This window comes from Micromonospora sp. NPDC004540, from assembly GCF_040610095.1.
In the GTDB taxonomy this organism is placed as follows: Bacteria; Actinomycetota; Actinomycetes; order Mycobacteriales; family Micromonosporaceae; genus Micromonospora.
This window is the reverse complement of sequence record NZ_JBEXLR010000060.1, coordinates 24247-37048: the sequence shown is the minus strand read 5'-3', so window position 1 is coordinate 37048 and position 12802 is coordinate 24247. Positions and strand designations below refer to the sequence as shown.

Genomic DNA, 12802 nt, shown 5'->3' with positions numbered 1-12802 from the left:
GTCCGGCAGTGGGCGGGTGACGAGATCGCCGACATGTTCCAGCGTTTCGAGGAGACGCGCCGGTTCGCCCGCGCCGCCGGGCACGCCTTCTCGGCCAGCGTCGCCACCGCCGACCCGCAGGCCCGCCCGGTGTCGCCGGCGCGGACCACCCCGGCCGCCGGCCGCTGGCGGTACGCCGTCCAGCGCGGCCCCGGCGCCCCGGTGCTGGTGGTCGCGGCGCTGATGGCGCTGATCGTGGCCATGCTCGGGGTGGAACGGGTGACCGGCATCAGCCTGCTGCCCGAGCAGCTCACCGCGGGGCTGCGGCCGCCGCCGAAGGAGTTCCCGGTGCTGTCCGGCAGCCCGCCGACGGACCTGACCATCAGCAAGATCGACCTGCGGGCGCCGGTGCACCGGGTCGGCATCGCCTCGGACGGCAGCATCGCGGTGCCGGACGTCGGCCGGTCCGGCGAGGCCGGCTGGTACGACCAGGGCCCCACCCCCGGCCAGTACGGCCCGGCGGTCATCGTGGGGCACGTCGACACCACCACGGGGCCGGCCGTCTTCCACGACCTCAAGGACCTCGACGACGGCGACCGGATCGAGGTGACCCGGCAGGACCACTCGGTGGCCGTCTTCGAGGTGACCTCGATCGAGCGGTACGGCAAGGAGCGGCTGCCGGTGCGGGAGGTCTACGGCGACTTCAGCCGGCCCAACCTGCGGCTGATCACCTGCGGTGGCCGCTGGGTGGGCGGCGACACCGGCTACGCGGACAACCTGGTGGTCTACGCCTCGCTGGTGAAGGCGCGGAAGTGAGCGCCGCTCAGGCCGCCTCGGGCTCCGGCTCGCGCAGGTCGAGCCAGTCGGCCCAGCGCGGGTCGGGCGCCCGGTGCCCGAGCACCCGCCAGGCCGTGCCCTTCGGGGCCGCCGGCAGGCTGTGCAGCCGCCAGCCCAGCTCGGCCGGGGTCTTGTCGCCCTTGGTGTGGTTGCAGCGGGCGCAGGCGGCGACCACGTTCTCCCACGCGTGCCGGCCGCCCCGGCTGCGCGGGAAGACGTGGTCGATGGTCTCCGCCGGACCGCGGCAGTAGGCGCAGCGCCAGCCGTCCCGGGCGAAGATCGCCCGGCGGGAGAGCCCGACGTGGGTGCGGTAGGGGACCCGGACGTAGCGGGTCAGCCGGACCACCGAGGGGACCGGGAGCGCGTTGCGCGCGCTGTGCAGGATGCCGTCGCCGTCGGCCACGCAGACGGCCTTGGCGGAGAGCACGAGGATCGCGGCGCGACGCACCGACACGACACACAGGGGCTCATAGGTGGCGTTGAGAACGAGTGCACCGGAGCCCGCCGTGGGTCGTATGTCAGGCATCGCGCTCACCCTCCCGGTCCAGCCGCTCCTGCCGCCGCCGCGCCGGGACCGCCCCGCGGGCAGCGGGGAACGACACCGACGCCGGCCGGATCACCGACGTCCGTTGCGCCAATAGTCCCTGATCGCGCCCCGGATTGCACGCACTAATCCGGGGTACCCTCGTGAAGCTTTTTCCGCCCGTGCCAGGATGACCGGTTCCGCCCGGCATGATCGGTCCGCCGCCCCGTCGGCGGGAGCCGGGCGGGTCGCCAGCCGGCGCCCAGCGGCGTTGCGGTACGAAAGCAGGGTGAGTCCCGCCAACCTGCTGCTCCATGCGCTGTCCGCCGTCGAGCCGAGCCCGTCCCCGTCCGTCGACTGCCGCACCGACACCTGGTGCAAGAACGTCTACGACATCACCGGCTCGGCCTGGTTCGCCGAGGGCAGCTACTGGATCGTCCTGAAGCCGCTGCGGATCGCCCTGATCCTGCTGCTCGCCGTGGCCGCCCGCTGGTTGCTGCACCGGACCATCAACCGGCTGGTCCGGACCACCACCGAGGGCGCGATGCCCACCATGCTCCGCCCCCTGCGGGAGCGGATCCCCAGCGCCACGCTCGACCCGGAGCAGTTCGTGCCGGAGCGGCGGCGGCAGCGCGCCGAGGCGATCGGCTCGGTGCTGCGCAGCATGGTCACCGCGTTCATCTTCGGCATCGCCCTGCTCATGGTGCTCAAGGAGTTCAGCTTCGACCTGGCCCCGCTGCTGGCCAGCGCCGGCATCGCCGGCGTGGCTCTCGGCTTCGGCGCGCAGAGCCTGGTCAAGGACCTGATCGCCGGCCTGTTCATGCTGATCGAGGACCAGTACGGCGTCGGCGACACCGTCGACCTGGGCGAGGCGACCGGCGTGGTGGAGGCGGTGGGCCTGCGGGTCACCACGGTCCGGGACGGCCGGGGCGTGCTCTGGTACATCCGCAACGGCGAGATCATCCGGGTCGGCAACAAGAGCCAGGGCTGGGCCCTCGTCGTGGTCGACCTGCCGATCGGCTTCGCCGGCACCGAGGAGGCCACCGCGGTGCTGCGTACGGCGGCCGCCTCGGTCGCGCTGGACCCGGAGCTGGCGCCGGAGATCGTCGAGGACCCGGAGGTGCTCGGCGTCGAGCAGATGACGGTCGACGGCGCGGTGATCCGTACCGTGGTCAAGACCACCGCCGACGGGCAGTTCGCGGTCGGCCGCGAGTTGCGCCGACGGCTCGCCGAGGCGCTGGAGAACTCGGGCATCACGGCGCGGATCGCGGCGGCCCGGCTCTATCCCGGGCTGCCGCCCCGCACCCCGGCCGCGGGCGAGACGGGCACCGGCGGGCCCACCTGACCAGCGCCGCCGGTCGGCCCGGCGGGCCGGACGAATTTCGGGGGTCGCGCACCGCGTGGCCCCTCGGGTATCGTCCGTTCGTTCAGTCGGAGATGCGACGATCAATCCGTTCACCCTAGCCAGTTGTCAGACGATCGGGCAGAATCCGGTGAACACGCTCCCCAAGGGAGCGTGCTCGTGTCCTCGCTGATCCGTAGATCTGACGACGGTTTCCAGGTCAAGGCCATCACGAGTGGTCGACCCGGAAACGATGGAGGCGACGGTGTCCGACGAGCGACCCGCCCAGGAGGGCCCGGCCACCTTCCGCGACGTGTTCAGCCTCGCGGAATACCGCGTCCTCTTCACGGCAAGCGCTCTGTCCTGGGTCGGTGACTACGTCGCGAAGGCCGCGGTCACCGTCCTGGTCTACCGGCAGACCGACTCGGTGGCGCTCTCCGCCGCCGCGTTCGCGGCCAGCTACCTGCCCTGGCTGGTCGGCGGCCCGCTGCTCTCGGCGCTCGCCGAGCGCTACCGCTACCGGCAGGTCATGGTGGCCTGCGACCTGGTGCGGATGGCGCTGATGGTGCTGGTCGCCCTGCCCGGCATGCCGCCCTGGGCGATCCTCGCCCTGATCTTCGCCGCCACGCTGGCCAACCCGCCGAGCCAGGCCGCCCGGTCCGCGCTGATGCCGCAGATCCTCACCGGCGACCGGCTGGTGGTCGGCCTGTCGGTCAACGCGAGCACCGGGCAGGCCGCCCAGGTCCTCGGCTACCTGCTCGGCGCGGCGGTGGCCGCGGTCAGCCCCGCCGCCGCGCTGCTGATCAACGCGGCCACCTTCGGCCTCTCCGCGGCGCTGGTCCGCTTCGGCCTGCGGAACCGGCCGCCCGCCATGACCGAGGCCCACCGCAGCCACCTGCTCCGGGAGACCGGCGAGGGGTTCCGGCTCGTCTTCGGCCGCCCGGTGCTGCGGGCCATCGCCGTGCTGGTGTTCAGCGCGATGGTCTTCTCGATCGTCCCCGAGGGGCTCGCCGCGGCCTGGGCCGCCGAGCGGACCGGGGACGGCCTGGACACCGGCACCGCCCAGGCGGTCATCATGGCCGCCAACCCGGTCGGCTACGTGCTCGGCGGGCTGGTCGTCGGGCGATTCGTCGGCCCGGCCCGCCGGCTGGCCCTCATGCGCCCGCTGGCGGTGATCGCCCCGGCGGTGCTCGTCCCGGCGCTGCTGGACCCGCCGCCGGTCGTGGTGGCGCTCCTCGCCGCCGCGTGCGGCTTCGCAGTGGCCGGGCTCCTCCCGGTCGCCAACGGCCTCTTCGTCCAGGTGCTGCCGGACGGCTACCGGGCCCGGGCGTTCGGCGTGATGGCCAGCGGGACCCAGATCATCCAGGGCGCCGCCGTGCTGGCCACCGGGGCGCTCTCCGAGCGGTTCGCCATCCCCTCGGTGGTCGGCGTGTGGAGCGCCGCCGGCGTGCTGCTCATGCTCTTCGCGGTGGCCACCTGGCCGCGCCCGGCGACCATCGAGGCGGCCGTCGCGGCCGCCCGGGCGGAGTCCGCCCCCGCGGGGCGCGGCGCGCACACCCCGGTTCCCCGAGGGGCGGCGGTGGGCGACCGCTCCGGCGAGCGCAGCCGGCGCCGGCACGCGGTGACCTGACTCCCGCCGGGCGGTGGGCGGGAGCCGCCCCCGGGCGGCACCTGGCAGGATGGGTGCCGTGACTTCCCCAGGCGAGTCGATGACCCTCTTCGAGGCGATCGGCGGCGAACCCACCTTCCGCAAGCTGGTGGACGAGTTCTACGCCGGTGTCGCCACCGACCCCCTGCTGCGGCCGATGTATCCGGAGGAGGACCTCGGCCCCGCGGCGGACCGGCTGACTCTCTTCCTCATCCAATACTGGGGCGGCCCGCACGCCTACTCCGAGCAGCGCGGCCACCCGCGGCTGCGGATGCGGCACGCTCCGTTCCGGATCGGCGCGGTCGAGCGGGACGCCTGGCTGCGCCACATGCGCCGGGCGGTGGACCGGCTGGACCTGCCGCCGCAGCTCGCCGCCGCGCTCTGGGACTACCTGGAGCGGGCCGCGTACTTCATGGTGAACGTGATGGAGGACCCGGCGGCCGAGGGCTGACCGTCACGACCGTCAGAGCAGGGCGCCCTCGTCGTGCAGCCAGTCGACGAAGGTGGTGGCCACCGCCGCGCCGCAGTCGAGCATCTCGACCAGCAGCGCGTCGTGCGTGCCCGCGCCCAGCGGCACCTGGAGCTCGGCGTAGATGGGCAACTGGCCGCGCTCGGTCGGGTCGCCGATGTAGGCCTTGCAGAACCGCCGGGTGTGGTTCCACTCGTTGACCACCCGGTAGGCGCGGTCGGCCCAGTCCGGCGGGACCGTCGCGTGCGGCCGGGCCCGCATCACCAGGATCTCGTCCTCGGGGCCCTCCAGGGTGACCAGCACCGCGTGCCGCTCCCACATGGCCAGGAGGTTGCCGTCGCCGTCGGCCAGGTAGCGCACGTCGAGCAGGTCGAGCGCGTCGCAGACCCGGCGAAGGGTGACCGGGGCGACGGTTGCCGGCATGTCGGCGATCACGGGCCGCTCGGCGGCCGCCGCGTCGTCCCCCGGCTGACGGGGGGTCGGTGGTCCGACCCGGACGGTGTCATCGACTGTGATCCCGCTTCGAGTTTCCGGATCGCCGCCACCGGCGGGACCTGGGCGCCATGACCACCACGGCATCGCTCGCGCACCTCACTCCCCAGCGGATCCAATCGCCTACGGTGCGTTGGATCCGAGGATGGACGGTACCCGGACAGCCGGCATGAGACATCCCCCCAACGGCCGCCCCAAACCGGAAGAACGACTCGGGGTCATCCGTTCGGATGAACCCGGACGGGCGTCAGGGCGAGGTCTGCGACCTTCCGCGACCAGGCCGCTCCGTACGGTCCGACGAGCCCGACCCAACGGGCGGCGACGCGCACCTGAACGTCGCCGGCGCCGAGGAAGCCCATCCGGACCAACCCCTGCACCAGCCGCTGCGGCACCTCAACCGGGGCGTCCGGGGCGTCGTCCGGGGTCACCACCACCGCGACGTGGTCCAGCAGCGCGTCCCGCAGCGCCCGCTGGCCCACCGCCCGGCCCGCCACGCCGTGGGTGGCGGCCTCGCGCAGCGTCCCGGCCGCCGCGGCGGCGATCCGCTGTACCTCCCCGGCGGGCAGCGCCTCCACGGCCCGGCTCGCCGCCGGCGGCAGTGGCCAGCGCCAGCCGTCGTCCCGGCGCCGGGGCAGCGCCTCGCCGCCGGTCGACAACTCCGCCAGCAACTCCCCCGCCGCGACCGTGACGTCGCCGGGGGCGGCGCCGGGGACGGTCCGGACCACGAGCACGTCCCACGGCAGCCGGGCCCAGAGGGCGGTACGCCCGGCGCCCGGCACCGGCCGGAGCCGGACCAGGGTGGCCGGGTCCAGCCGGACCAGGCGGGCCAGGAAGGCGCCCGCGTCGGCCACCCCGTCCAGCCCGTGCCCGGTGCCCGGCGTGGTCATGCCGAGCCGCCCTTCGTTCGCGACTGCGGGGCTCGCAAACCCGGCTCACTCCTCGCGCTCACCGAGCCGCCCTTCGTTCGCGACTGCGGGGCTCGCAAACCCGGCTCACTCCTCGCGCTCACCGGCAGCCCGGGCGCGTACCGGAGCAGGAAGGCCCGCTCGTCGGCGGAGATCCGGCGGGGGCGCTGCGCGGCCAGGTCGAACGGGACCAGCACCGAACGGGCCCGGCTGGCCAGCACGTCGCGGTCGTAGAGCGCGTAGGCGACCGTGAACGAGCCGGCCTTGATCTCCTCCACCCAGAGTTCGATCCGGACCGTGGGGGCCGCCTCCGCGGTGGCCCGGCCCAGCGCGTAGTCGACCGGGCGCAGGTAGTCGACCTCGTGCCGGCGGATGACCACCCCGTCGGCGAACGAGCCCACTCCCCACGCCCGGCCGCCGGCGAACATCATCGCCACCCGCGCCTCCTCGTAGAGCGTGAGGAAGCGGGCGTTGTTGACGTGGCCGTACGCGTCCAGGTCGGACCAACGCAGCGTGCAGTCGTAGACGAACTTGTCAGTCACGGGTGAGCTTGCGGTACGTCACCCGGTGCGGCCGGGCGGCCTCCGCGCCGAGTCGGTCGATCTTGTTCTTCTCGTACGCCTCGAAGTTGCCCTCGAACCAGAACCACCGGGCCGGGTTCTGGTCGTCGCCCTCCCAGGCCAGGATGTGCGTGGCGACCCGGTCGAGGAACATCCGGTCGTGCGAGATGACCACGGCGCAGCCGGGGAACTCCAGCAGCGCGTTCTCCAGGCTGCCGAGCGTCTCGACGTCGAGGTCGTTGGTCGGCTCGTCGAGCAGGATCACGTTGCCGCCGATCTTGAGGGTCAGCGCCAGGTTGAGCCGGTTCCGCTCGCCGCCGGAGAGCACCTTGGTCGGCTTCTGCTGGTCCGGCCCCTTGAAGCCGAACGCGGCGATGTACGCCCGGGACGGCATCTCGACCTTGCCCACGAGCAGGTGGTCCAGCCCGTCGGAGACCGTCTCCCAGACCGTCTTGTCCCCCGCCAGGCCGGCCCGGCTCTGGTCGACGTACGACAGGGAGACCGTCTCACCGACCCGGACCGAGCCGTCGGTCGGCTCCTCCAGGCCCACGATGGTCTTGAACAGAGTGGTCTTGCCGACGCCGTTGGGGCCGATCACGCCGACGATGCCGTTGCGCGGCAGCGAGAAGCTGAGGCCGTCGATCAGCACCCGGTCGCCGAACGCCTTGACGAGGTTCTTGACCTCGATCACGGTGCTGCCCAGACGCGGGCCCGGCGGGATCTGGATCTCCTCGAAGTCCAGCTTGCGGGTCTGCTCGGCCGCGGTGGCCATCTCCTCGTAGCGGTCGAGGCGGGCCTTGGACTTGGTCTGCCGGGCCTTGGCGTTGGAGCGGACCCACTCCAGCTCGTCGTCGAGGCGCTTCTTCATCTTGGCGTCGCGGCGACCCTCGACGGCCATCCGAGCGGCCTTCTTCTCCAGGTAGGTGGAGTAGTTGCCCTCGTAGCCGATGGCCCGGCCGCGGTCCAGCTCGAGGATCCAGCCGGCCACGTTGTCGAGGAAGTAGCGGTCGTGGGTGATGGCGATCACCGTGCCCGCGTACTTGGCCAGGTGCTGCTCCAGCCACTGCACGCTCTCCGCGTCCAGGTGGTTGGTGGGCTCGTCGAGCAGCAGCAGGTCCGGCGCCTCCAGCAGCAGCTTGCACAGCGCCACCCGGCGGCGCTCACCGCCGGAGAGCTGGGTCACGTCGGCGTCCGGCGGCGGGCAGCGCAGGGCGTCCATCGCCAGCTCGAGCTTGGAGTCGATGTCCCAGGCGTCGGCGTTGTCGAGCTCCTCCTGGAGCTTGCCCATCTCCTCCATCAGCTCGTCGGAATAGTCGGTCGCCATCTGCTCGGCGATCTTGTTGAACCGCTCCAGCTTGGCCTTGATCTCGGCGACCGCCTCCTCGACGTTGCCGAGCACGGTCTTGGCGTCGTTGAGCGGCGGCTCCTGGGCGAGCATGCCGACGGTGTAGCCGGGCATGAGTCGGGCCTCGCCGTTGCTCGGCTGGTCCCAACCTGCCATGATCTTGAGGAGGCTGGACTTACCGGCGCCGTTCGGACCGACCACACCGATCTTGGCCCCCGGCAGGAAGTTCAGCGTCACGTTGTCGAGCACGACCTTGTCGCCGTGCGCCTTGCGCGCCTTTTCCAGGACGTAGATGAACTGGGCCACGGTGCGGGCTACCTCCGTCGGTTGCGATCGCGAGCTTGCGGGCGCGGGCGCGGGCTGCGAGGTCCGCCCGCCGCCGCCGGCCGGGGCCGGCCGCGCGCACGCCATCGTCAATCCTGACAGGTACGCCCCGCTCCGCCCACATCACCCCGCCCAAGGAGTACGCGGCGCGCCGCGGCTGTCGACAAGATCACGATGTGGTTCGGCGCTTCCGGGACGGGTAGGGAACTCCGGCACGGGGCAACAGAGGCCGCAGCTACGCTCAGTACGCTCATCGCGGTGGACCCGTCAGCAACCGGAGGTGGCCGATCGTGACCGTCCGTAGCTCCTTTGTCGTTGTGGCGAACCGACTGCCGGTCGACGAGGTGAGCACACCGGAAGGGCGGCAGTGGCGACGCAGCCCGGGCGGCCTGGTGACCGCGCTGCACCCGGTGCTCGCCGAGCACCAGGGCACCTGGGTCGGCTGGGCCGGCGGCACGGGCGCCGCCCCCGAGCCCTTCGACCTGGAGGGGATCCGGCTGCACCCGGTGCCGCTGAGCGCCGAGGAGCTGGAGCGCTACTACGAGGGGCAGTCGAACGCGACGATCTGGCCGCTCTACCACGACGCGGTCGAGACCCCGGCCTACAAGCGGCGCTGGCGCGAGGCGTACCGGCTGGTCAACGCCCGGTTCGCGGAGGCCGCGGCGGACGTCGCGGCCGAGGGCGCCACGGTGTGGGTGCAGGACTACCAGCTCCAGCTCGTCCCGGCCATGCTCCGCGAGCTGCGGCCGGACCTGCGGATCGGGTTCTTCCTGCACATCCCGTTCCCGCCGATCGAGCTGTTCATGCAGATGCCCTTCCGCACCGAGATCCTGCGCGGCCTGCTCGGCGCGGACCTGATCGGCTTCCAGCAGCGGCTGGCGGCGCAGAACTTCGTCCGGCTGGCCCGGCACCTGCTCGGGCTCCGCTACGAGGGGCAGATGATCCAGGTCGACGGCCGGCAGGTGAAGGCCGGCGCGTTCCCCATCTCGATCGACACCCGGGAGATGGAGCGGCTGGCCGAGGACCCGGCGATCCAGGCCCGGGCCAAGCAGATCCGCGAGGAGCTGGGCAACCCGAAGACGATCATCCTCGGCGTCGACCGGCTCGACTACACCAAGGGCATCGAGCTCCGGCTGAAGGCCTTCCGCGAGCTTCTCGCTGACGGAAAGTTGACAGTCCCCGACGCGGTCATGGTGCAGGTCGCGACGCCGAGCCGCGAGCGCGTGGAGCACTACCAGGCATTAAGGGTGAAGGTAGAACGCGAGGTTGGCCGGATTAATGGCGAATTCGGACGGGTCGGCGTGCCGGCGGTGCATTATCTGCATCAGTCGTACAGTCGCTCCGAACTGGCCGCGATGTACGTCGCGGCCGACGTGATGATGGTGACCCCGCTGCGAGACGGAATGAATCTGGTGGCCAAGGAGTACGTCGCATCGCGCGCCGACCAGGGCGGCGCGCTCGTGCTCAGTGAGTTCGCCGGCGCCGCCACCGAGCTGCGCCAGGCCTTCCTGTGCAACCCCCACGACCCCGACGCGGTGAAGGACGCGCTGCTGCGCGCCGTGCACGTCGAGAAACCCGAGGCCCGGCGCCGGATGCGGATAATGCAACGCCACCTGCGCAGTCACGACGTGGGCCACTGGGCCAAGTCCTTCCTGACCGAACTCGGCGTGCCCGATACGGAGGTCGCGTGAGCGCGAGGAGTGCGCCGGTCCTGCAAGCCCCGCAGTCGCGAACAAAGGTGATGCCGTGAACTCCCCTGCCCCCACCACTCCACACGGCGGGGTGATGGATCCCGAGCTGCGCGCCGCGATCGGCCGGATCGCCCGGGTTCCCCAGCTCCTGGTCGCCTGCGACTACGACGGCACCCTGGCCCCGATCGTCGAGGACCCGAGCAAGGCCGTGCCGCTGCCCGAGTCGGTGGCCGCGGTCCGCGCCCTCGCATCCCTGCCGCAGACGAGCGTCGCGGTGGTCTCCGGCCGGGCGCTGCGCGACCTGGCCACGCTCTCCCGGCTGCCCAGCGAGGTGCACCTGGTCGGCAGCCACGGCTCCGAGTTCGACATCGGCTTCGTCGAGCGACTCACCCCGGAGCTGATCGCGGTCCGTCACCGGCTCCGCGGCGAGCTGCGCGAGATCGCCGCGGCCCACCCGGGCATCCGCCTGGAGCGCAAGCCGGCCAGCGTCGCCGTGCACACCCGCGGGGTGGACCCGCAGATCGCCGCCTCGGCCATCGAGGCGGTCCGCAGCGGCCCCGCCACCTGGGAGGACGTCACCGTCACCCAGGGCAAGGAGGTCATCGAGCTGTCGGTGGTGGCGACCCACAAGGGCACCGCGATCGACCAGCTCCGCACCCAGCTCGCGGCCAGCGCGGTGCTGTTCATCGGCGACGACGTCACCGACGAGAACGCCTTCGGCAACCTGCACGGGCCGGACGTCGGCATCAAGATCGGCCCGGGCGACACCCAGGCCGACTACCGGGTGGCCGAGCCCATCGAGGCGGCCCGGGCGCTGGGCCTGCTGCTGGAGACCCGGCGGCACTGGCTCTTCGGCGAGCGGGCGGTGCCGATCGAGCGGCACTCGATGCTGGCGAACGGCCGCACCGTCGCGCTGGTCACCCCCGAAGCCAAGATCACCTGGCTGTGCCACCCGAAGCCGGACTCGGCGGCGATCTTCGCCGACCTGGTCGGCGGCAGCCCGGCCGGGCACTTCACGGTCGGCCCGCAGCGCGGCGGCATCCCGCTCGGCCAGCGCTACCGCAGCAACACCATGACGGTGGAGACCCGCTGGTCCGGCCTGACCGTGACCGACTGGCTGGACCTACCGGCGAAGGAGACCACGCCGGACGGGCCGGCGATCGTCACCGGCGACTCGACGCTGGTCCGGGTGCTCAGCGGCACCGGGCGGGCCCGCATCGACTTCGCGCCGCGTCCCGAGTTCGGTCAGGTCGCCGTCCAGCTCCAGCCGCTGGACGACGGGCTGCTGGTGCTCGGCTCCAACGAGCCGGTGGCGCTCTACTCGCCGGGCGTCGAGTGGGAGGTCACCAACGACGCCGGCTACGAGACCGCCAAGGCGGTGGTCGACCTGTCGGCCGCCGGCGGCCAGGTGGTGCTGGAGCTGCGCTTCGGCACGCAGAGCCTGGAGCACCACCGGGTGCCGGTCCACGAGCGGCAGGCCGCCGCCGAGCAGCCCTGGAAGGACTGGGTGGCCTCGCTGCGGCTGCCCGCCACCGCCCGGGACCTGGTGGCCCGCAGCGCGCTCACCCTGCGCGGGCTCTGCCACGAGCCGACCGGCTCGATCCTCGCCGCGGCGACCACCTCGCTCCCCGAGGAGCTGGGCGGCGTCCGGAACTGGGACTACCGCTACTGCTGGCTGCGGGACGCGGCGATGACCGCCCGCGCGCTGGTCGACCTCGGCTCCACCGAGGAGGCGGAGGGCCTGCTGCGCTGGGTCGACGGGGTCATCGACCGCACCGGCGGGCACCCGGAGCGGCTGCACCCGCTCTACACGGTCGACGGCTACGAGCTGGGCGCCGAGGCGGTCATCGACACCCTGCCCGGCTACGCCGGCTCCCGGCCGGTCCGGGTCGGCAACCTCGCCAACCACCAGCTCCAGCTCGACGTCTTCGGCCCGGTCGCCGACCTGATCGCCGCGGTGGCCGACGCCCGGGGCTCGGTCCGCGACGACGAGTGGCGGGTGCTGGAGAACATGGTCGAGGCGGTCCGCCGCCGCTGGCACGAGCCCGACCACGGCATCTGGGAGGCCCGTCTCCCGCCCCGGCACCACGTCTTCTCCAAGGTCATGCTCTGGATGACCGTCGACCGGGCGCTGCACGTGGTGCGGCAGCACGGCGGCGAGGACCGGCCGGAGTGGGTCGAGCTGCGCGACCGGATCGCCGACAACGTGCTGGAGCACGGCTGGCACCCCGAGGCCGAGGCCTACAGCGTCGCCTACGGGTACGAGGAGATGGACGCCTCGTCGCTCTGGATCGGCATCTCCGGGCTGCTCGCCGGGGACGACCCGCGCTTCCTGTCCACGGTGCTGAAGATCGAGGCGGAGCTGCGCAGCGGTCCGGTCGTCTACCGCTACCACTGGGACGACGGCCTGCCCGGCCGGGAGGGCGGCTTCCACATCTGCACGGCGTGGCTGATCGAGGCGTACCTGCGCACCGGTCGGCGCACCGACGCGGAGGAGCTGTTCGCCCAGATGGTCGACACGGCCGGGCCGACCGGGCTGCTCCCCGAGCAGTACGACCCGCTCGCCGAGCGCGGGCTGGGCAACCACCCGCAGGCGTACAGCCACCTCGGGCTGATCCGCTGCGCCCTGATGCTGGACAACATGCTCAAGCAGTGACCTGACCGGCCACGCGAGCGGCCCGGGACCA

At 72.7% G+C, this 12802-nt stretch carries 10 protein-coding genes and 1 pseudogene; 6 read left to right on the top strand and 5 right to left on the bottom strand.

Annotated features, from left to right (window positions below):
* Positions 1-33: 33 nt before the first annotated feature.
* Complete coding sequence (locus ABZV78_RS20145) at positions 34-795, top strand: class F sortase (RefSeq protein ID WP_355640602.1); 762 nt, start codon at positions 34-36, stop codon at positions 793-795.
* Between the two features lie 7 nt (positions 796-802).
* Here ABZV78_RS20145 and ABZV78_RS20140 read toward each other — a convergent pair whose 3' ends face one another.
* A complete protein-coding gene (locus ABZV78_RS20140) occupies positions 803-1342 on the bottom strand; it encodes an HNH endonuclease (protein ID WP_355640589.1) in 540 nt (179 codons plus the stop codon).
* A 286-nt stretch (positions 1343-1628) separates the two neighbouring features.
* Here ABZV78_RS20140 and ABZV78_RS20135 point away from each other — a divergent pair, with 286 nt between their 5' ends.
* The 3 genes from ABZV78_RS20135 to ABZV78_RS20125 all read left to right on the top strand — a co-directional run bounded on the left by ABZV78_RS20135 (position 1629) and on the right by ABZV78_RS20125 (position 4780).
* Positions 1629-2684, top strand: a complete 1056-nt coding sequence (locus ABZV78_RS20135) for a mechanosensitive ion channel family protein (RefSeq protein WP_355640587.1) — start codon at positions 1629-1631, stop codon at positions 2682-2684.
* Between the two features lie 250 nt (positions 2685-2934).
* Complete coding sequence (locus ABZV78_RS20130) at positions 2935-4311, top strand: MFS transporter (RefSeq protein ID WP_355640585.1); 1377 nt, start codon at positions 2935-2937, stop codon at positions 4309-4311.
* Positions 4312-4390: 79 nt separating this feature from the next.
* Positions 4391-4780 (top strand): globin, encoded by a 390-nt coding sequence (locus tag ABZV78_RS20125; protein WP_355640600.1) that lies wholly within the window; start codon positions 4391-4393, stop codon positions 4778-4780.
* A 12-nt stretch (positions 4781-4792) separates the two neighbouring features.
* On the opposite strand, the gene ABZV78_RS20120 is transcribed toward ABZV78_RS20125, so the two are convergent.
* From ABZV78_RS20120 to ettA, 4 genes and pseudogenes are all read right to left on the bottom strand, one after another.
* Positions 4793-5377, bottom strand: coding sequence for a YbjN domain-containing protein (locus tag ABZV78_RS20120; protein ID WP_355640583.1), 585 nt, complete (start codon positions 5375-5377; stop codon positions 4793-4795).
* A gap of 131 nt (positions 5378-5508) precedes the next feature.
* A complete protein-coding gene (locus ABZV78_RS20115) occupies positions 5509-6177 on the bottom strand; it encodes a hypothetical protein (RefSeq protein ID WP_355640581.1) in 669 nt (222 codons plus the stop codon).
* 134 nt (positions 6178-6311) lie between these two features.
* Positions 6312-6737 (bottom strand): annotated as a pseudogene (locus tag ABZV78_RS20110) (thioesterase family protein); the annotation flags it as partial.
* Entirely contained in the window at positions 6730-8406 is a 1677-nt protein-coding gene (ettA, locus tag ABZV78_RS20105; protein WP_355640579.1) for an energy-dependent translational throttle protein EttA, read from the bottom strand. The gene ettA and the pseudogene ABZV78_RS20110, both read right to left, overlap by 8 nt.
* Positions 8407-8714: 308 nt before the next feature.
* Here ettA and ABZV78_RS20100 point away from each other — a divergent pair, with 308 nt between their 5' ends.
* Both ABZV78_RS20100 and otsB read left to right on the top strand, forming a co-directional pair.
* Positions 8715-10115, top strand: a complete 1401-nt coding sequence (locus tag ABZV78_RS20100; protein WP_355640577.1) for a trehalose-6-phosphate synthase — start codon at positions 8715-8717, stop codon at positions 10113-10115.
* Between the two features lie 94 nt (positions 10116-10209).
* Positions 10210-12771 carry a trehalose-phosphatase gene (gene otsB, locus ABZV78_RS20095; protein ID WP_355640598.1) on the top strand — a complete coding sequence of 854 codons (2562 nt, stop codon included), beginning with the start codon at positions 10210-10212 and terminating at the stop codon, positions 12769-12771.
* Positions 12772-12802: the final 31 nt, after the last annotated feature.

Coding starts and splice junctions, on each gene's coding strand:
- ABZV78_RS20145 (WP_355640602.1), top strand. CDS start 34: ATGTTCCAGCGTTTCGAGGAGACGCGCCGGTTCGCCCGCGCCGCCGGG.
- ABZV78_RS20140 (WP_355640589.1), bottom strand. CDS start 1,342: ATGCCTGACATACGACCCACGGCGGGCTCCGGTGCACTCGTTCTCAAC.
- ABZV78_RS20130 (WP_355640585.1), top strand. CDS start 2,935: ATGGAGGCGACGGTGTCCGACGAGCGACCCGCCCAGGAGGGCCCGGCC.
- ABZV78_RS20125 (WP_355640600.1), top strand. CDS start 4,391: ATGACCCTCTTCGAGGCGATCGGCGGCGAACCCACCTTCCGCAAGCTG.
- ABZV78_RS20120 (WP_355640583.1), bottom strand. CDS start 5,377: ATGCCGTGGTGGTCATGGCGCCCAGGTCCCGCCGGTGGCGGCGATCCG.
- ABZV78_RS20115 (WP_355640581.1), bottom strand. CDS start 6,177: ATGACCACGCCGGGCACCGGGCACGGGCTGGACGGGGTGGCCGACGCG.
- otsB (WP_355640598.1), top strand. CDS start 10,210: ATGGATCCCGAGCTGCGCGCCGCGATCGGCCGGATCGCCCGGGTTCCC.